The 20,744-nt window shown below is 39.9% G+C and carries 11 protein-coding genes; 6 read left to right on the top strand and 5 right to left on the bottom strand.

Translation table 11 applies throughout. The features are described from left to right. Window positions 1–127: 127 nt before the first annotated feature. Entirely contained in the window at window positions 128–3,895 is a 3,768-nt protein-coding gene (locus tag LXL81_RS17600; protein ID WP_234648087.1) for a hydantoinase B/oxoprolinase family protein, read from the bottom strand. 195 nt (window positions 3,896–4,090) lie between these two features. On the opposite strand from LXL81_RS17600, the gene LXL81_RS17595 reads away from it, so the two are divergent. The 3 genes from LXL81_RS17595 (at window position 4,091) to LXL81_RS17585 (ending at window position 9,114) form a co-directional block, all read left to right on the top strand. Then, on the top strand, window positions 4,091–4,972 hold the full coding sequence (locus LXL81_RS17595; protein ID WP_234648086.1) for a hypothetical protein: 882 nt from the start codon (window positions 4,091–4,093) through the stop codon (window positions 4,970–4,972). Window positions 4,973–5,383: 411 nt separating this feature from the next. Further along, window positions 5,384–7,267, top strand: a complete 1,884-nt coding sequence (locus tag LXL81_RS17590; protein ID WP_234648085.1) for a glycosyltransferase family 39 protein — start codon at window positions 5,384–5,386, stop codon at window positions 7,265–7,267. A 44-nt stretch (window positions 7,268–7,311) separates the two neighbouring features. Next, entirely contained in the window at window positions 7,312–9,114 is a 1,803-nt protein-coding gene (locus LXL81_RS17585) for a M61 family metallopeptidase (protein ID WP_234648084.1), read from the top strand. Between the two features lie 16 nt (window positions 9,115–9,130). On the opposite strand, the gene LXL81_RS17580 is transcribed toward LXL81_RS17585, so the two are convergent. The 4 genes from LXL81_RS17580 to LXL81_RS17565 form a co-directional block, all read right to left on the bottom strand. Then, the gene (locus tag LXL81_RS17580) at window positions 9,131–10,009 is read right to left on the bottom strand and encodes an AraC family transcriptional regulator (protein WP_234648083.1); all 879 of its coding nucleotides are present in this window, start codon (window positions 10,007–10,009) and stop codon (window positions 9,131–9,133) included. A gap of 165 nt (window positions 10,010–10,174) precedes the next feature. Beyond that, window positions 10,175–13,906 carry a PVC-type heme-binding CxxCH protein gene (locus LXL81_RS17575; protein ID WP_234648082.1) on the bottom strand — a complete coding sequence of 1,244 codons (3,732 nt, stop codon included), beginning with the start codon at window positions 13,904–13,906 and terminating at the stop codon, window positions 10,175–10,177. A gap of 39 nt (window positions 13,907–13,945) precedes the next feature. Further along, window positions 13,946–14,422, bottom strand: a complete 477-nt coding sequence (gene tnpA / locus LXL81_RS17570) for an IS200/IS605 family transposase (RefSeq protein WP_234648081.1) — start codon at window positions 14,420–14,422, stop codon at window positions 13,946–13,948. A gap of 1,453 nt (window positions 14,423–15,875) precedes the next feature. After that, window positions 15,876–17,000 carry a Gfo/Idh/MocA family protein gene (locus tag LXL81_RS17565; protein WP_234648080.1) on the bottom strand — a complete coding sequence of 375 codons (1,125 nt, stop codon included), beginning with the start codon at window positions 16,998–17,000 and terminating at the stop codon, window positions 15,876–15,878. Between the two features lie 294 nt (window positions 17,001–17,294). Between LXL81_RS17565 and LXL81_RS17560 the strand changes: the two genes are divergently transcribed. The 3 genes from LXL81_RS17560 (at window position 17,295) to LXL81_RS17550 (ending at window position 20,722) form a co-directional block, all read left to right on the top strand. Further along, window positions 17,295–17,876 carry a GNAT family N-acetyltransferase gene (locus tag LXL81_RS17560; protein ID WP_234648079.1) on the top strand — a complete coding sequence of 194 codons (582 nt, stop codon included), beginning with the start codon at window positions 17,295–17,297 and terminating at the stop codon, window positions 17,874–17,876. 80 nt (window positions 17,877–17,956) lie between these two features. Then, complete coding sequence (locus LXL81_RS17555) at window positions 17,957–19,228, top strand: acyltransferase family protein (protein WP_234648078.1); 1,272 nt, start codon at window positions 17,957–17,959, stop codon at window positions 19,226–19,228. A gap of 63 nt (window positions 19,229–19,291) precedes the next feature. Next, window positions 19,292–20,722, top strand: a complete 1,431-nt coding sequence (locus LXL81_RS17550) for a glycoside hydrolase family 125 protein (protein ID WP_234648077.1) — start codon at window positions 19,292–19,294, stop codon at window positions 20,720–20,722. The last annotated feature ends 22 nt before the right edge of the window (window positions 20,723–20,744 follow it).

The following is a 20,744-nucleotide window of genomic DNA, read 5'->3' as shown; positions in this document are numbered from 1 at the left end:
ATGATTTCCAGAAGTGAAAAAGGGACACAGAGAACGCGGAGTTCAAAAGGAGGTACACAGAGAATTTTCTTCGTAACAACAAAATTCTCTGTGTACCTCTTTCTATCTCCGTGTGCCTCTGTGTAATTTAAACCGATGCACCGTATCCGCCGCCACCGGGTGTTTCTATTGTCAAAATATCGCCTTTTTGAACATTCAGACTACATATTCCGGTTAGTTTTGTGGTAATATGATTTTTTGAAGTCAGTGTATGCTGACCTGTTTTTCCATCTTCACCACCATGCATTCCATAGGGTGCATAGTTTCTGTGCTGGCCTAGAAGTGTTACCTGCAATGGTTCCAGAAATTCTACTTTTCTGACAATTCCATCGCCTCCGCTGAATTTTCCATCACCACCGGAATTTTTCCTGATACCAAATTCAAGTAATCTGACCGGATATTTTTTTTCCAGTTGCTCGGGGTCGGTAATTCTGGTATTGGTCATGTGCTGATGAACTGCGGCTCGTCCATTAAAACCTGGGCCCGCCCCGACACCGCCACCGATGGTTTCATAGTAACCAAAATTCTGGTTTCCAAACAGGAAATTATTCATCGTTCCCTGGCTGCAGGCGGCCAGTTCAAAAGCCTTTATTAATGTGTCAACCAATCTCTGACTGACCTCTGTATTTCCTCCTACAACTGCGGGACATTTTAACGGATCATCTGAAAAATCCGGATGAAGAAAACTGTTATCGGGCAGAATTATTTCTACGTTTTTCATGAGTCCGTCATTTAGCGGTACCTCTTTATTTACGAGTAATCTTAGTACATAAAGAACAGCACTGTGCAAAATAGAAATATTCGCATTTAGATTATTCGGGTGAACGGAGGATGTTCCGGTAAAATCGAAGACCTGTTTATTTTTTGTAATAGAGACAGAAACCTGAATCCGGTAATCGTCATCCAGGAATTCTGTGGCTGCAAAAGTCCTGCCTTCCAGGGGCTTCAATGCGTTTTGTAAATGGAGCGCAGCATTGTTTTTAAGCAAGGTCATATATTTTTTTACGACATTGCTTCCATGGTTTTCAACCAGTTTTAACAGCTGCTGACTTCCTTTTCTAAGCGCAGATAAAGCCGCAATAATATCGGCTTCATTCGATGGGAAATTACGCGTTGGATAAGCGCAATTTGTAAAAAGATCATGGATTTTGGCCCACTGGAATTCACTGGCTTTTACCAGATATTGTGGCAGGATCACAACGCCTTCTTCGGCCAGACAAGTGGCATCGGGCGGCATAGAACCTGGTGTTTTTCCTCCGATTTCGGCATGATGTGCACGATTGATAACATACCCCAAACACTCGCCCGAGTCTGTAAAAACGCCGGCAATCAGTGTAATATCGGGCAAATGAGATCCACCGTATTTGGGGTGATTTGTGATAATAACATCGCCCGGACCAATGCGGATTGCCTCCCGAACCAGTCTGCCGCAAATACCCATACTGCCCAAATGGACCGGGATATGCCGGGCATTGACGAGCAGTTCTCCATCCGCATCCAAAAGTGCGCAGGAGAAATCGAGCCGCTCTTTTACATTCACTGAAAACGCAGTCCTTTGAAGCTGAACGCCCATTTCTTCTGCAATTGCTTCAAAACGGTTTGTGAAAAGTTGTAAGGCAACTTCCTCATTTTCTTCTTCGGAAAAGTTGGTTTGAAGATCGGTTTTAAAAACCATTGCATCCTTGTTTTCCTGGATCACCAGTTTCCAGCCCATAGGAATATAGGCAGTTGACGTATCATTCAGCAGGATAGCCGGACCTGAAATTTCCTGGCCGGTTTCTAAAACATCCCATTCATATATAGCTGAGGGACGAATATCTTCGTGATTATATATTGGCTTAACCTGTCGCAGGGGTGAAACAGGAAACCCGTCTTTCAGCACTGTTATTGTTTCAAATTGCTCCGTTTTTTCCTGAACTTTCAGGCGTATACTTTCCAGTTCAATGGTTGCATTTTCGGGGTAATAACCAAATTGCAAAGTGTATAAATCCTTGAATTTTTTATGAATCTGATCTTTTTGAAAAGCGACTTCGATGGTATTTTCCTGTCCTGCCAAGCGCAGGAAAAGCGAGCAAAAGGCAATGTCATAAGTATCAACATTTTGTTTTTGCAATTCAGCTTCTGCTTTTCTTAGCAATTCGTTTTTCCAGTCCTCAATTTGACTTTCAGCATTTTGCCATGGTAGCAGAATTTGTTTTGAAACAATAGTGCTGATCCGCGCTTCACCAATACCGACCGCACTGAAAAGTCCGGCATCATATGGTATGATCACACTTTTAATTTCCAGAAGATCGGCCAGCTGGCAACTGTGCAATCCACCAGCTCCGCCAAAAGTGATCAAAGCATACGCAGCCGGATCAATTCCTTTGGCGATCGAAATTTTTCTAACTGCATCCGCCATTTTTTCATTGGCAATTCTTTCAAGTCCGGTCAGGATGTCCAGGGCCGAAAGTGAATTTCCATTCTTTTCGAAAATCTCATTTTGTAGTTTTTTTAACGCTTTCAGTGCAGCTTCAGGCCTGATTGGGATACCGAACTTTGCCGCATCCATTTTTCCAAGCAGCAGATTTACGTCAGTGATTGTAAGCGGCCCGCCTGCCCCATAACACGCAGGGCCAGGAGATGCACCTGCGCTTTCCGGGCCCACTTGCAAAGAAAAACCATCAAACCAGCAAACAGAACCACCACCGGCTGCCACGGTTTCTATGGCCAAAGTCGGATTGTGGAATTCAATCCCGTCAATTTCAGTAATGTATTTTAATTCTGGTTCGCTGTCAATCCTGGCTACATCCGTACTGGTGCCGCCCATATCAAAAGTCAGGACCCTGGAAAACCCGAGACGTTTCGCAGCGTTGGTTGCCGCCACCATGCCACCGGCTGGCCCGCTTAGCAAACTGTCTTTTGCCTTAAAACCATCCAGTTCTGATAAACTTCCGGTGCTGGTCATGATTTTCAGGCTGCCTTCGTTCAGCGTATTTTTAATATTAGTAAAGTATTGATCTAAAACGGGTTCAAGATATGCGTTGACAACGGCCGTTTGGGTCCTTCTCAGATAGTGCGAAAAAGGGAAAAGCTGCGATGAGGAAGAAATGTATTTCGAACCGTTTTGCTTGAAAGCGGATGCAATTGCGGTTTCATGCTGATCATTTTGATACGAATGCAATAATGAAATCGCGATAGAATCAAAATGAATTCCCGGAAAAAGGCTGAAATCTGTACTTTCCAATTCTTTGATCACATTCCCATTCGAATCCATCCGCTCATGAAGTTCAATAACATCATGATATAATAATTTCGGTTCAGGAATGTTGAGTTGAAAAAGCGAGGGCCGTTGCTGATTTCCTATATAGAGCAGATCTTTAAAGCCCTTTGTGACCACCAGCAAGGTTTTTGCTCCCTTTCTTTCTAATAAAGCGTTGGTACCTTTTGTGGTGCCCAGGCGCATTTCCATAGGCGGAAGTGCATCGTTTAATGGTGTTTTAGTTAACAACCTGGCTGCCAAAACCGGCGCTTCTTCTCCGCTGAATATTTCAAAATCAATATCCGATATTTCCGGAATGTCAGTATCGAGCCTCATGAAATTCTGCTCACAGTCGACAGAGATCAGAAGAGCAGTCGTGTTACTGCCACCAACTTTTAACTGATACCCGTTGAGTAACGCGCTGGCATATTTCCAGGGAGATTCAAATTCATAAACGAATGGCCTGATTTTACGAATAATCTTTCCCCGTAAACGCGCCGAACTCAGCACTTTTATTCTGGAAGTTGACCCATCCGGGTCGGTGGCAAAACAGTCTGTGAAGGTTCCTCCGGTATCAATACTGATTTTCCAGATTGGTTTGGTTAGCTTGTTCAAAACAGTAGGTTTAGCGCAGATTTTTTGCTTACCAAATTACATTGTATTTTCTGTAAAACCGCAAAATGAGGAACCAGCGATATAAATATTCGAAAATCGAATAAAGTAAGTGGTTTTCTGCAGGCTTTTATTCAATAACCTTTCTGAAATTTGTAAAGGACATTTTGGTCTTTCACACACTATAAAGAATCTGGAATGAAAAGAAACGACACATTGTGGAAAGGTATACTGGAGAATACATTTTCAGACTTTCTAAGATTCTTTTTCAAAGATGCAGACGCTTTGTTTGATCTGGATAAGGGGTTTGAATTTTTGGATAAAGAACTTGAACAACTTTTTCCCACCGAACAAATTAAGGCTCCGAAATTTGTCGATAAACTTGTAAAAGTCTATTCCCGGGACGGCGACGAAAAGTGGATACTCGTGCATATTGAGGTACAGGGATATGAGGATAAGCAATTCGGAGAGCGGATGTTTACTTATTTTTATCGGATTCTGGACAGGTATGAAAGAAAGATTACAAGCATAGCTCTTTTCACAGATGGTGACAAAAACTTCAATCCTTATATTTATGAGTACAACTATCTTGGGACAAAACTTACGTTTCAGTTTAATACTTATAAAATTATGGATCAGGACGAAACTTTATTATTGCAAAATGATAATCCGTTTTCAATCGTAATCTTAACAGTACTGCTGGCATTAAAAAGTAAGAAAGTAAGCAACGATGATCTTTATAGTTTAAAATATTCGCTTGCTAAAACTTTGGTTTCAAAAAGAATAGAAAAAAAGAAGATTAACGATCTACTGATTTTTTTACAACGCTACGTAACCTTTGCAGATTCAGGATATAATGTTAAATTTGATAAAGAGATTGATGGGTTAATCGAAAACAAAACGGCCATGGGTATTAGAGAATTGGTGTTGGATCAAGCCAAAAATGAGGGCATTGATATGGCAAAAGAAGAAGTGGTAAGAAATCTGCTTTTAGCTAATCGATTTACAGTGGAAGAAATTTCAAATTTTGCCGGGGTAACTGAAATATTTGTGATTGAAATTCAGGAATCTCTCAAATAACTAATTTCTATACACACTCGAAAAAATTAAAGGCTCCGTTAAGGAGCCTTTTTTATTAATACCTGTTATCTTCAAACCTTAATTGAATAGTTTGAAATACCGGAATTAATCCTCTATACAACGTTTATGAATTTCTGTTTACTCCTGTTATCAGTTCTCTTAACATTTGGCCTCTTTTTTTTAAAATCTGCGAAAAGTGGCTTATATACCAGAATAAGGGTTTCTTTTATATTTTCTCTCGTTGCTAATGCAGCAGTAATATTGGTTTATAATGAAGTATTTTCTTTTTTTGATTCTCTCAATTCTACATCGGCTTTCATTTTTTGGCTTGCAGAAGTTTTGGGCCTATCTGTGCTTCTGGTCCGTTGGAAATCAACTGATAAAATAAAATTATCTGAATTATATGCCATAATGGATGCGGTCCGGTTAAAAGGATTAAGTAAAAACAATAAAATAATTTCTATTTCAGCATCCCTGTTTTTTATTATCCCTCTTCTTTTTCTAGCCGTTTATTCCCCTCCAAATAACTTCGATGCGCATAGCTATCATCTTAACCGGATTCTTTATTGGATCAACAACGGAAATCTTGATCATTTTCCAACAGTCCATATTCAACAGCTGTATCTGAACGTCTTTGCAGAGTATATAGTACTGGACACCGTTTTGCTTTCGGGGTCAGATTATTTTGCCGGCTTGGTTCAATTTGGCGCTTTTTTAGGATCGCTAGCCGGAATAGGCCTGTTGGCTAAAAGATTTGGTTTGAGCCAAAACGGTCAGTTGCTTTCTGTCATTATTTTGCTGACACTTCCTATCGGTATTTTTGAAAGTACCAGTGCGCAGGTAGATTATGTTGCCTGTTTTTTCTTCATTGTGTTTGTATATACCGGGTTTGACCTGTTGGAAAGAAAATCCTGGCTGACACTCTTGATAATGCTTTTGTCATTATCCTTTGGTGGCTTTACAAAGTATACAGTCTTCATTTTTGCTATTCCGTTTACTATCTTTTTTGCCCTCCGGATATTGTTGCAGTATGGATTTTCTTATGCAACAAAGGTTCTGGCCATAGCACTTGTCATCTTGGTTTTTACATTCACTCCCTTTTTTTACAGAAATTATCAGTTGTTTGGAAATGTGATGAGCCCACCGGAAAATTCTATATTTTTTGCAGAAAAAATTCCGGTCGACAAACATTCTTTTCTTTTTGCCATTTTAGGAATTGTTAAAAATATAGGATTGCATCTCGGACTCCCAAGTACAGGTTTTAATGCATTTCTGACATCAAAAATTCTGAATTTTCATAATGCAATAGGCGTTGAAATTGATGATCTGGCACTAAGGCTGGATCCCTTTTCGGTCCGGTATTCTGTGCATGAAGATATGGTGCCGAATACCATACATCTTTGGCTAATGTTGCTGGCCACAATACCATTGTTGTTTTTAAAAGGCGCAAGAAGTTTCAAATGGTTCTGGCTTTTTTCGGTACTTGGATTTGTATTATTTTGCTCTCTTTTGAAGTTTCAATTATGGAGCACCCGTACCCATATGCCATTTTTTGCTATGGGTGCTGTCTTGATTGCCTATGTTTATACCCAGGTTTTAAAATGGAATACAGGGTATCTGGTTTTTCCTCTGATGCTCATTTCCACCGTATTTGTGGTAGGTAATCCAAACAAGGCGTTGATTCCTATTGGCTTCTATACAAAAAAAGCAATGGCTCATATTCCTGTCGGGTTTTGTGTTACTGATAGTTTACAGGCGAAAAGTTATGAGAAAAATCTGGGCGCATATTATAACTTTCCGGGGAAAGACAATTGTCATACGCTTAAACAAGTACCAGGTTATAAGGAGCGACTGAAAATTTTTGATATTTTTGAAAAAGCCGGTTATTATGATGATGACAAATCGGCAACAGTATTTGGTACCAGCAGGACAAAAGCATATTTTCTCAGTCACCTTGATAATTATTACGGTTTTGAACCTCTGCTGCAATATATTAGCGGTGATAATAAAAACATTGGCGTACTATTTAAAAAGGGAAACGGTTATTATCATTACTGGAGTGCAGTGGCGACGAAACTTAAAAATCCGGGACAGATGGAATACATCCGGTATATGCGTGAGTTTACAAGGCTGAAAAATGTACAAAAGGAATTTTGTTATGATTATGTTTTGTGTGACGACGCCGAATTGCTGAAAGAATTTATACCTGAAAATAACATTGCTGAAATTCATCAAACCTCTTTGTTTTATCTGGTCAAACTCAGGAATAGGAGTTGTGAGCGGTTATTGTATTAAAAATCCCTACTTTAAGAATTGTTCATCTATCTATTTATATTAGAATGAAAAGAAATTTCCATTTTTACTGGATTGTTCTGGCGAGTTTGCTTCTGAAATCGGTAGCAATTTTTGGTCAGACGCAGGATCCTGTTAAATTCACAATCACGGTTCCTAATACGGCCAATCATACTTTTCATGTGGTGATGGATTGCAAGGTCGGTCCGCATGAAACTTCGAGATTAAAAATGCCTGCATGGTCGCCGGGATATTATCAGATCATGGATTTTGAATCTTTCGTCAGCAATTTTCTGGTGACAGATCAAGCGGGGAATAAATTGTTTTTTGACAAAAAAGGGAAAAACGAATGGCATATCGAAAAAGCCAAAGCCACTTCTTTACATGTTGAGTATGATGTTTTGACTACCCGTGAATTTGTGGGTACCAGCTTTGTAGATGAAGAACATGGTTACATCATTCCGGCTGGCTTATGTATGTATCTCGAAAATGAAATCAAAAGACCGGCCGAGATTACCATCAAACCATTTGACAAATGGAAAGATGTTGCCACAGGACTTGATCCGGTTCCTGGTAAAAACTTCACCTACGCAGCTCCCGATTTTGATATACTTTACGACAGCCCGATTTTGATGGGAAACCTTGAAGAGTTGCCGGCATTCGAGGTCAAAGGAATTCCACATCGTTTTATAGGTTATAAAATGGGTGATTTTGATAAAGTGAAATTTATGCAGGATATCAAAAAAATGGTTGAAGCCGCATCTACTCTGATTGGCGATATTCCCTATAAACATTATACATTTCTGGCGATTGGTCCGGGAGGCGGAGGTATTGAACACTTGAATTCAACTGCCGTAAGTTTTGATGGAAATCTGCTGAATGATCCTGTAAAACGTACCCGGATATTGAGTTTTTTAACGCATGAATATTTTCATCATTACAATGTGAAAAGGATTCGTCCTGTCGAACTCGGGCCATTTAATTATGATAAAGGGAGCAAAACAAACATGCTTTGGGTTTCTGAAGGGTTAACAGTTTATTATGAATATCCTGTTTTAAACCGGGCAGGACTGATGACGCAAACCCAGGTTTTGGATGCGTACAAATCTTTGATTGTAGCTTTGGAAACGCAACCGGGAAGATTATACCAATCCCTCGCGCAGGCAAGTGCAGAAACATGGTCGGACGGGCCGAGTGGCAGAGTCAATGATGAGTTTAATAAAACGATATCTTATTATATCAAAGGGCCGATCGTTGGGTTATTACTGGATTTCAAGATCAGGCACGAAACAAATAACAAGAAGTCCCTGGATGATGTAATGCGGACTTTGTATCAGGATTTTTACCAGAAACAAAACCGCGGATTCACAGAAGCAGAATTCAGAAAGGTTTGTGAGAAAGTGGCGGGAACCTCCCTGGATGAAATTTTCCATTACGTATATACAACCAAGGAATTGGATTATGTAAAATATTTCAACTACGCCGGACTAAATATTGATGTAACTCCCAAACAATTACCAGGCGCATATTTGGGAATCAAAGCAAAACTTCAAAATGACAGTCTGGTTGTTTCCAGTGTGGACTGGGATTCTCCGGCTTGGAAAGCTGGTGTGCGCAGAGGAAACGTGATACTGGATGTGAACGGTGCGCCGGCTTCGGAAGCAAGTATTGCTTATATTTATAATGATAAAAAAGCTGGGGATAAGGTGAGCCTGAATCTTATCAAAAATGATACTAAAATTGCATATCCAGTGGTTTTAGGTACAAAATCGGAGCGTTCTTTTTCGATTACGCCAGTTCCGGATCCTGATAAATTACAAAGCGCGATTCTCAAAGATTGGGTGAAATAATGTAGTTTGAAAAAAATTATTGCAGCTTTTTAAAAAAATCGCGGTGATATTCGCGCGGTGATTTTCCGATTGTCTTTTTAAAAACACGGTTAAAATTGGTAACATTATCAAAACCTGTTTTGTAGGAGACATCGGAAAAGCTGTCAAATTTATTGGAGACTACAATCTTGCAAGCTTCATTAATACGGACTTCATTAAGAAAGCTGATCAAAGTTTTGCCAGTATGCTTTTTAAAGTACCGGCAAAATGCCTGTGGCGTAAGATTTGCAATGGATGCGACCTCATTCAGCGTAATATGATTCTTATAATTCCCAACTACAAACTGAAAAATCTGATCCATCCGGATACCTTCAACGTCTGACATAATCTGTTCGTTGTTGTTGGTAGATAATGGTTTAAGATTTTTCAAGGTTGAAAATAAGTGCAGGAGCTCAATAAATGCCGCAACTCTCAGACTATCCGCTTTCTCCATAATTTCTGTCATCGTTTTTTTAACGAGGTCAGCAGAGGTTTCCTGAATTTGCAGGCCGTTATGTACACCATCAACAAATTTGCCAATCGCGCTCATCTCCGGGAGTCTTAACAAATTCCGGAAAAGATGGTCCGGATTAAAAAAAAACGAGATTTCATGCACGATCTTGTTTTGTGAAGGATCGTAATAAGTGTCATCACTTTTGAAAACATGAGATTGATTTGCACCAATAATATAAATATCACCTGGTTTAAATCGCTGCATATAATTTCCGGCAATGAGCATTCCTTCACCTTCCTTGATCCAGGTAATCTGAACTTCCGGATGACGGTGCAGGTGATTGTAAAAATGAGGAATAACATTATCCTGTACTACAATCGTACTTTCTTTGGCTACGGGAATCGTAAAGGGGACAACTTTCATAACCGTTTACATTTCAAGATATATTGATTAATAAATATGCAAAAATTATCTATTGATTATGCTTTATCGATTCGATCTGGTTAAAATTCGTATATAATCGCTTAATATTGAACAAAAAAATAGCTGTCACTTTTCGGTGACAGCTATTTTTTCAAGTTTTAGACTTTATTCCTTAACAACCTTCATAACACCTGTCATCAGTCTCCAGTGTCCCGGGAATGTACAAACGTATGGATAGTCGCCCAGATCTTTTGGTACAACAAAACGCAAACGGTAAGTCTGTTCAGGATTTACAAGTGGGGTTGATGCAATGATCTGCGGAATGTTTGGTACGTAATTTTTTTCCGCGCCATCTTTTGCCGTGATCATTTTATCCGCTGCCGCACCAATAATTTCCTTTGTTTTTGGTTTACCAACAACGATGTTATGTTGCATAGCATCCGGGTTTTCAAAAACAATTTCAACCGTTTTTCCGGCAACTGCAGTGAACTCAGTAACACTAAATTTCATCTCTTCACGAATCGCTTTGATACGGACAATCTGAACGTTAGGATCCGACGCAACCTCATCTTTGATACCGTAAGATTCCATAAGCACATTCAGTTTCGCACCCATATCATCCTGTGTATTTGCTTTTACTGTGGCAAGTAAAGTGCGGTCAGCGGCTGTTGCCGTTTCCTTGCGTTTTGGATTCCAGGCACCAAGAACACCTTTCATAACTGCATTTCTTCCTTGTGGATCAAGGTATTGTGCGGTATTGATCAAATCAATAACTTCACCGCCGGTTGCATAAGAAGTGTAACCACGGGCAGCACGTTCCAAGGAAAAGTCAGACAGGCGATCAAGGCGTTTCACTTCAAAGCTTTTGATTAACGTGTTATTTTTATTTTCGTCTTTTTCAGGAACAACATTATCTACGTCAACAGTGGCTGTGACATTAACTTTCCCGGCTTCGTCAGATGAAAATCCGAAAGTACTTCTCCATGGACCGTTATTACCTTCTGTCAGTTTAATCGTTTCACCCGGAGCAATTCCGTTGGTAAGCTGGCGGCTAACATAGTTTGTATTTAATGAACGGCTTCTGATTCCAACATTAACAACCGGAACCAGATCTTTTGGCACAGCAATACTTCCCTGATTGGTAATTTCAATAATCACCTTGGCATATTCACGAACGTATGGCGTAGCAGGCTCGATCGTAATATTGGTAATTGCCAGCTCCGCAGAACCCTGCACTGTAACCTTATTACTTGCTTCATGACCCTCGTGGTTCATTTTGGAATGATCCATGGCAGTTTTGTCTCCGCCAGTGGTAGAAGGCTTTTGCAGTTTTGCCTTTTTCACACGTTCAGCCAGGTAGTCCTTACGAAGTTTTCCGTCGTGCGAATTCAAAATCGCAGCAAAAGCATCCGGCATCCACCGATCATCTGCCTGTGCATAAGTATCAAGCAAACCAAGAACGGCAGTTTCAATTTCAGGCGTCAAAGGAATTTCGCTGAAAGCCAAAAGACTGTTAAGTACTACCAAAGGCTCTTTGTCATGCAGGGCATCAACAGATAATAAAATTTTTCCGGTTGCTGCGTTACGTGGTAAAACCTGAACTGCTGTTTTACGGACAGCATTGCTTGGATGTTTTAACGCAGCAGTTGCAGCAGCTAAAACCGCTGGATCTTCCATAGCATTTAATCCGTGCAAAGTCCATAATGCATGAATCGCAGCAGTATTCAAACCAACTTCATCAACAGATTTATCATTAACCAAAGTAATTAATTGAGGGACAACATCCTTTTGTCCGCGTTCAACTAGTAATCTTTGCGCATGACGTCTCCATAACATATTGTTATTTTTCAAAGTAGCCACCAATTCTTCCGGGCGGTTTTTGCTTAGAGAAACTGGTGTGTAAACAGGTGCTTTTTTATATGCTACGCGGTACAAACGGCCATGTGTAAAATCGCGCAGGTTAGTTTCATATGCATTTCCGGCTCCGTTTTCAGATCCTTTTGGTGTAGGGTTATGCTGAATGATATAGCTGTACCAGTCGGCAATCCAAACGGCTCCATCCGGACCAACTTCCGCAAAAACCGGAGCGACCCATTCGTCCGCACCTGCAAGAAGGTTAAAGCCAAGATTATCTTCATAATCGGTTCCTTTTTTCGTCATCATATTCTGGTGGAGAATATGTCCTGTCGGCTCGGAAACGAATGCTACATTGTTCCAGTATTTTTTCGGAAATGCACGGGCAGTATAGAAATTTTGTCCGGCTGCGGCAGTAAATCCACCAAAAACATCAACCTGACGTACTTTCGGTGTAATAGGCTGCATGTCTTTATGTGTATCCGTGCTGCGACTTCCATTGTCCACTTTGCTTGATCCAAAATAACGGTTTGGAATTGCACTATACCAGCCGTGTGAATTGTTGGCTGTTGATCCAAATAAATCACCTGCTTCGTTAAAACCTAAACCCCAGGTATTATTTGAAGTTTTAGCCACGATTTCCATATCCGAACCATCCGGTTTGAAACGGAACAAAGCCTGTCCGAAGTCCAGAGAATCGCTTTTACCAACTTTTCCTTTAAATCCGGAATATCCAACAGATCCATAAACCCAGTTGTCAAAACCATAATGCATATTAGATGGGCCGGCGTGTGTATCACCCGTTCCAAATCCTGAGAAAAGGATTTTCTTTACATCCGCTTTGTCATCACCATTGGTATCCTGCAAAAACAACATATGCGGTGCCTGCGAAACGATCAAACCGCCATTGGCAAAAACCAATCCGGTAGGAATACTCAGATCATCAGCAAACTTTGTGAATTTATCCGCTTTGCCATCTTTATTGGTATCCTCACAAATCAGAATGTAATCGCTTCCGCCTGTATCTTTCCGCTCGTTCGGATAATCTTTGGTGATCAAAACAAACAATCTTCCGCGCTCATCCCAAGTCATTGCGATCGGGTGCATCACGTCAGGTTCATGCGCGAAAACGTCTAATGTAAAGTCTACCGGAATCTGGATATGTTTAACAGATTCTTCCGGAGAAAGTGGCAATTGCTGCAACTGAGCACCTGGGCGCTGCTCATAATTTGGAAGTTTAGCTTCGCGATATTCGAAAGGTTTTGGGGCCAGTGCTACAAAAGCCTTTTTAGCATCGTCATTAACCGCCCAAAGGATTCCTTTTTCTAACAGGTCCTGAAAACCTGGCGTTGCCCACGTACGTTCATCATGACCATAAGCAGTATAAAAAACGCGTCCTTTTCCATGCGTACGAACCCATGTGTATGGTTCTTTTTCAACACCTGGTTTGTCTTTCGCCTGATCTTTCTGAATAATGCGTTCTGTAAGGATCACATTATCAGGCTGTAATAATTTATGTAAATAAGTTTCATCAACCGTTTTGAATGGTTTTACACCGGCAATGGCAGGATGGTCAGGTTTGGTCCAAACGGGTTGGATAGTATCCCAGGTATGTCTCCAGAATTGTCCGCCGATCAGCTTAACGACTTCCGCATTGTTACGGAAACAATAAGATGCACAGTGGACCGGTATAAAGCCTTTTCCGCTCGCAACATAATCCAGCAACGCTTTCGCCTGCTGGGGAGCAATGGAATCCCAGTTGGCATAAAGCATCAATGCATCATATTTATTTAAGGTTTCCGGATTAAGGTCGTTTAAGTCATCCGTATAAGTGAAATTAATTCCCTTAGGCCCTAATGCTGCCATAATTTGAGGAACGCGTTCAGAAGATTTGTGATGACCGATGGTGTCACCCAGGAAGAGTACCTCAATCCTGCGGCCTTTGGCCTCGGTTTTGCTCACAGATGCTGTCTGCGAGGATTGATGGGCGGCACATCCTAAAAGGAAAATGCCAAGTATTAAGGATAAGGCTTTGGTTTTCATTTAATTATTAAAATATGATTTGTTTATTCTTGAATTTACTTAGTTGTCCCAAATTGAAATATCCTGAAAGTCAAACAGATATTGCTCCTGATATTTTATATCAAAATCATTTAACATCTTAATATACTCTTCTTTAAATGTACGCGTCTTGTGGTGTATTTCCTGGTTTCCAATGTATTTTATTACAGGATTAATTTGCGAACGGCTGTATGAAAAAGCACCGTAACCTTTTTGCCAGTTAAAACTGAAAGCTTTGAATTTTTCTTTAAGAAATTTATTGGATGAGGTCTTAATCTCCTCGACCAAATTCGGTACTGTTACGGTCGGATTATAACCGATTAAAATATGAATGTGATCTGGCATTCCATTAATAGCCAATAACTTTGATTTTTGTTTAGCTATAATCCCTCCGATGTAAGCATACAATTCGTCTTTCCAGGCTTTTTTGATGAGGCTTTCTCTACCCTTTACTGAAAAAACAATTTGGATGTATAGTTGTGTGTATGTATCAGCCATTATAATTTGATATAGTGTGTGAATTTAATTTTGCCAAACATGCCAACAAATATTTCGGTGCTCTGCACCTTTTGTTTGTTGGCGTTTATTGATTCTTGCTACAAATATTTCGGTGCTCTGCACCTTTTGTTTTGTTGATGTTTACTGTTTTTTGCTACAAATATTTCGGTGCTCTGTACCTTTTGTTTTGTTGGCGTTTATTGTTTCTTGCTACAATTATTTTGGTGCTCTGCACCTTTTGGTTTGCTGGTATTTATGGTTTCTTGCAACAAATATCTCGGTGCTCTGCACTTTTTGGTTTGCTGGTATTTATGGTTTCTTGCTACAAATATTTCGGTGCTCTGTACTTTTTGTTTTGTTGGCGTTTATTGTTTCTTGCTACAATTATTTTGGTGCTCTGCACCTTTTGGTTTGCTGGTATTTATGGTTTCTTGCAACAAATATCTCGGTGCTCTGCACTTTTTGGTTTGCTGGTATTTATGGTTTCTTGCTACAAATATTTCGGTGCTCTGTACCTTTTGTTTTGTTGGCATTTATTGATTCTTGCGACAAATATTTCGGTGCTCTGCACCCTTTGTTTGGTTGGTTTTTATTGTTTTTTGCTATAAATATTTCGGTGCTCTGCACCTTTTGTTTTGTTGGCGTTTATTGTTTCTTGCTACAATTATTTTGGTGCTCTGCACCTTTTGGTTTGCTGGTATTTATGGTTTCTTGCAACAAATATCTCGGTGCTCTGCACTTTTTGGTTTGTTGGCGTTTATTGATTCTTGCTACAAATATTTCGGTGCTCTGAACCTTTTGTTTGGTTGGTGTTATGCTTTTTGCTGCAATTGTTTCGGTGCTCTGCACCTTTTTTTGTTGGCGTTTATTGATTCTTGCTACAAATATTTCGGTGCTCTGCACCTTTGTTTTGTTGGCGTTTATTGTTTTTTGCTACAAATATTTCGGTGCTCTGCACCTTTTATATAGTTGGTGTTATGATTGTTGCTACAAATATTTAGGTGCTCTTCACCTTTTGTTTTGTTGGCGTTTATTTTTTGTTGCTACAAATATTTCGGTGCTCTGCAACTTTTGTATAGTTGGTTTTATGTTTGTTGCTACAAATATTTCGTTGCTCTGTACCTTTTGCTTTGTTGGCATTTATTGATTCTTGCTACAAATATTTCGTTGCTCTGCACCTTTTGTTTTGTTGGCGTTATTGATTCTTGCTACAAATATTTCGGTGCTCTGCACCTTTTGTATAGTTGTTATTTATGGGTTTCTTGCTACAAATATTTCGGTGCTCTGCACTTTGTCTATGGTCGATATTACTGATTCTACAAATATTTTGCTGAACCGAAAGGTGCGGAGCACTGAAATATTTGTAGAATCAGCTAACCACAGAGATCAGGCTTAGGTGCAGCGCACCGTAATAATCCGATTCCTGATAAATGCCCTTTACTGTTTAATAACCTCACGCATTCTTAAAATCCGGCAATTGAATCAACGTACCTCCTTGCAAAGCTGACTCGTGCGCCAAAATTCCAACGCTCGTCCAGTTCGCAGATTGCCATGCATTCGGGAACGGATCACGATCTTCTATTAATGCTGAAATAAATTCATGCGCCAAATGTGGATGTGAACCACCGTGGCCTCCACCCTGAACAAACGAAAGATGTGAATTATCATCCGCATCATAAACGCCATGACCTGTAAATTGTTGAATTTCAGAAGGCAGCAAATGCGCATAATCAGGCGTTTTTACGTGTTCCGCAATTTCATGTTCAGGTTTTTTTGCTGTATGGATCACCGGATCTTCACCTTCGATCAATGGCCATTCAAAAGATTTTTTGCTTCCATAAACCTCAAAACTTTCACGATACTGACGGGCAACATCAAAAAGCGAACGGTATACATAAGCTGATAAATCGCTATCCTTAAATTTAATATGTGCAGATTCCACAGCAAACGGAGAATTGTGGATCTTTGCGAGATCTTCACTGATTGTTCCCGATCCGAAGCATGAAACATATTCAGCTTCCAGTTTTAACAATCCTGCAACAGGTCCAACACAATGCGTGGCATAATGCATCGGAGGCAAACCTGGCCAATAGTCAGGCCATCCTTCCATATCCTGCTGGTGGCTGGCTTTTAAAAATTGTATTTTACCCAGTTCTCCTTTTTCATATAACTCTTTCACAAACAGAAACTCACGGGCATAAACCACGGTTTCCATCATCATATATTTTTTGCCTGTTTCATTACAAACCTTTACAATTTCCATGCAATCCTCAACACTGGTTGCCATGGGAACCGTGCATGCCACATGTTTTCCGGCACGTAGTGCCTTTAAAGTTTGCTCTGCGTGATTTGGTATTGGAGAATTAATATGGACAGCGTCAACTTTTGGGTCATTCAAAAGGTCTTCATAACTTGTGTAGCGCACATCAATGCCATATTGGTCGCCAACGGCGTTTAATTTCGATTCTGTACGCTGACAAATCGCGTACATATTAGCGTTGGGGTGACGCTGGTAAATAGGAATAAATTCAGCACCGAAGCCAAGACCAACAATTGCAATGTTAATTTTTTGAGACATATGAAGTAAAGGATTAAAGATTCGGTTTTTCCTGTTTGAAATATAAATTCAGGATTTTTAAAGGCAGTTTTCTGGATTTTTCCAATTTCGATCAAACAGAGCCTCGGGATTGACCGTAACTCATTTATTAACAATACAATTTTACAGCAAAATAATGCTAAAAACTTTCTTTCTTTTGATTAGTAATGACTGTATTTTGACTTTCTTTTAAGTATTGAATCTATTTAAGGCAAAATATAGCTATAACAGAAATCTTTAAGATTAATATTTCAATATGAATTTAAAATTTAAAACATGATAAGAGCAGCTACACCGGCTGACGCGACTGCCGTAGCTCCGCTGATGATTTTGGCGATGGGGCATATTGCCGGCATTTTTGCGAACTCAGAAAATTATGAAGATGCAATTCCCTTTTTTGAAATGTTTTTCAAAATGGAAAATAATCAATATAGTTATGTCAATACCCTGGTTTACGAAAATGAAGATGGTATTATAGGCTCTGTAACGGGCTATGACGGAGAATTTCTCCGGGAATTGAGACAGCCGATTTTGGACGAGTTGAGAAAACAGGATCCGGATTTTATACCCAATGACGAAACAGAAGCGGGTGAATATTATCTGGATTGTGTTAATGTTAAAGAAAACCAGCAGGGAAAAGGAATTGGTAAAAAACTGATCAATGCTTTCTGTGATCTTGGCTTTGGACTGGGTTATAAACGGATCGGATTAATTGTTGATATGGATAATCCCGATGCCAGGAAACTATATACAAATCTCGGATTTTATGAAGTTGGTACAAGGTATTTTATGGGTCATCAATATTTTCATATGGTGAAAGATTATGATAAAATTGTGGTAAACGATTCAGCTAAATAGATTTAGCGATATTCTTCATTCGTGATTTGAAAAAGCATTAACTTGTGTTCTCCTAACCTTAACGAAAGTATCATTTCCTGATGAAAACCCGCCTTATATCTCTGGACGTCCTGCGCGGACTGACCATTATCCTCATGACGATTGTCAATAATCCCGGTGATTGGGGACACGTTTATTCGCCGCTTTTACATGCGGAATGGCATGGCTGCACACCTACCGATCTGGTATTTCCAACCTTCCTTTTTATTGTAGGCGTTTCGGTCGTATTAGCTACTCCGCAAAAGATACTGAACGTAAATTCTTTTCAAAAAATAATTACCCGAACGTTACGGATTTTCTGTCTCGGGATGTTTTTATATTTCTTTTCCAAGATCCAGGCCTTTGGACTGGAAGGATTATCGCTGTTAGGATTCCGTCTGATTTTAACGGCAGTGATTGTGGTTGCACTTTTCAGTGATTATGATAAAAAACTTCAACTGTTTGTTGCACTGGCAGTTTTTGTCATCATGATGGTTTTGGCTTTTGCGGGATTTAAAGATTACGAAACCGTCAGGATTCCAGGCGTCCTGCAACGGATTGCCATTGTATATTTTATTGTTTCCATATTATATCTTAAAACAAACTGGAAAACACAGGCAATTTTTGGTGTAATCGTTTTATTGACATACTGGGCATTGATGGCCTTAGTTCCGGTACCAGGCGTTGGTGAACCGAATTTTGAAAAGGGTACAAATCTGGCTGCCTGGCTGGATAATTATTTACTTCCCGGCCATTTATGGGTCACTTCCAAAACCTGGGATCCGGAGGGAATTCTGAGCACACTTCCTGCAATAGGGACTGGTATTGCCGGGTTATTGGCTGGAACTTTGCTGACAAGTTCTTTCTCAAAAGATAAAAAAGCGCTTTATCTTCTAATTGGAGCTATTTCCGGGATTGTTATTGGTCTGATTTGGAATATGGTTTTTCCGATTAACAAAGCACTATGGACAAGTTCCTATGTCGTTTATGCAGGTGGCATCGCTTCACTTTGTCTGGTAATTTTATATTACATTATTGATGTTTTAGGTATTTCGGGCTGGACGAAGTTTTTCGTGATTTTTGGTGTAAATCCAATGGTCGTTTTCTTTTTTTCCGGTATCATACCAAGAGTTTTAAGCGGGATAAAAGTGGCATATCCAAATGATCCGGCACATGAACCTATTGGTTTGCAGGCTTACTTTTATGATTTTTTATTGTCTCCGCTTTTTTCGGACCCGATCAATGCTTCACTGGCTTATGCACTCGCTTATTTGACCTTGTGGTTTGTGATTTTGTATATTCTTTACAAGAAAAAACTGGTATTCAAGGTGTAATAAAATGAAATACTTTTTGGTCAAATTACTTTTTGAAAATTCAGATTACCCATTAAATTTCAAATGATAGAACGTAGAACATTTTTGAAAACCGGCGCTTTGGCAGCCGCTGGCATCACTGCCGGTAACTGGTCTTTTGCCAAAGGAAATGTAGCCGATTTCCCCATAGTAAGAGTAGCAGCAGATCAGAGGAGCTTCAAAAGCACAGCGGTTGAAGCTACAATTTTGCGCATGAAAAAAGTAATCAAAGACCCTGAACTGGCGTGGTTATTTGAAAATTGCTTCCCTAATACGATTGATACCACCGTACATTATAAACCTATCGACGGAAAACCCGATACGTTTGTAATTACCGGTGATATTGATGCAATGTGGCTTCGTGATAGTTCTGCGCAGGTTTGGCCCTATTTACCTTTGATGAAAGACGATCCGAAATTACAGGAAATGATTGCCGGATTGATAAACCGTCAGACCAAATGCATCCTGATAGATCCTTACGGCAATGCTTTTTATGACAGTCCGAAAAAAAGTGAATGGACTTCCGACAGAACTGAAATGAAACCGATGCTCCACGAGCGGAAATGGGAGCTGGATTCTTTGTGTTATACAATTCGGCTGTCATACAATTATTGGAAAACATCTGGTGATACAAAACCTTTCGATGGCGATTGGCTGAAAGCGGTTCAGCTGATTTTGAAAACGTGTAAGGAGCAGCAGCGCAAAGAAAATCGTGGCCCTTATACTTTCGGTCGCAGTACTGCCTGGTCTACAGACACGGTGCCGGGTGATGGATATGGAAATCCGATCAAACCGGTTGGCCTGATTGCGAGTACTTTTCGCCCTTCGGATGATGCTGCGGTGTATCCGTTTTTTATTCCATCCAATTTTTTTGCCGTTGTATCTTTCCGCGAAGTAGCTGAATTATTGGAAAAGACGAATCAGGATCCAAAACTGGCGGCTGAATTTAAGGCTCTGGCATTGGAAGTTGAAAATGCGCTGAAAAAATATGCAGTATACCCGCATCCACAGTTTGGCAAAATTTATGCTTTTGAAGTCGATGGATTTGGCAATCATTTATTAATGGATGATGCAGGGATTCCTGGTTTGATCAGTATGCCCTATCTGAATGCCATGTCAGTAAAAGATCCGATTTATATCAATACCCGGAAATTTGTTCTGAGTGATTCCAATCCTTATTATTTCAAAGGAAAAGCAGGCGAAGGTTTAGGTAGTCCGCATACTCTGATTGATATGATCTGGCCAATGGGCATAATTGCCCGCGCCATAACCTCAACGGATGATAAGGAAATCGAAGCGCAACTGAAACAACTGAAAAATACGCATAACCATACCGGTTTCATGCATGAATCTTTCAATAAGGATGATCAGGCCAAGTTTACCAGAAAATGGTTTGCCTGGGTAAATACTTTATTTGGAGAGCTAATATTGAAACTGGAAAAAGAAAGACCGCATTTATTAGCGAAGATTTATTAATACGTTTTGATATAACAAAACC

The sequence above is a fragment of the Dyadobacter sp. CY356 genome, assembly GCF_021440195.1.
Taxonomy (GTDB): Bacteria; Bacteroidota; Bacteroidia; order Cytophagales; family Spirosomataceae; genus Dyadobacter.
Note: the sequence above shows the minus strand (reverse complement) of the source record. Positions and strands in the feature narration are given on the sequence as shown.

What these genes read in the sequence shown, in the direction of transcription:
- LXL81_RS17560 (WP_234648079.1), top strand. Translation starts at nt 17,295, where the DNA reads ATGATAAGAGCAGCTACACCGGCTGACGCGACTGCCGTAGCTCCGCTG.
- LXL81_RS17555 (WP_234648078.1), top strand. Translation starts at nt 17,957, where the DNA reads ATGAAAACCCGCCTTATATCTCTGGACGTCCTGCGCGGACTGACCATT.
- LXL81_RS17585 (WP_234648084.1), top strand. Translation starts at nt 7,312, where the DNA reads ATGAAAAGAAATTTCCATTTTTACTGGATTGTTCTGGCGAGTTTGCTT.
- LXL81_RS17595 (WP_234648086.1), top strand. Translation starts at nt 4,091, where the DNA reads ATGAAAAGAAACGACACATTGTGGAAAGGTATACTGGAGAATACATTT.
- tnpA (WP_234648081.1), bottom strand. Translation starts at nt 14,422, where the DNA reads ATGGCTGATACATACACACAACTATACATCCAAATTGTTTTTTCAGTA.
- LXL81_RS17580 (WP_234648083.1), bottom strand. Translation starts at nt 10,009, where the DNA reads ATGAAAGTTGTCCCCTTTACGATTCCCGTAGCCAAAGAAAGTACGATT.
- LXL81_RS17590 (WP_234648085.1), top strand. Translation starts at nt 5,384, where the DNA reads ATGGATGCGGTCCGGTTAAAAGGATTAAGTAAAAACAATAAAATAATT.
- LXL81_RS17550 (WP_234648077.1), top strand. Translation starts at nt 19,292, where the DNA reads ATGATAGAACGTAGAACATTTTTGAAAACCGGCGCTTTGGCAGCCGCT.
- LXL81_RS17565 (WP_234648080.1), bottom strand. Translation starts at nt 17,000, where the DNA reads ATGTCTCAAAAAATTAACATTGCAATTGTTGGTCTTGGCTTCGGTGCT.
- LXL81_RS17575 (WP_234648082.1), bottom strand. Translation starts at nt 13,906, where the DNA reads ATGAAAACCAAAGCCTTATCCTTAATACTTGGCATTTTCCTTTTAGGA.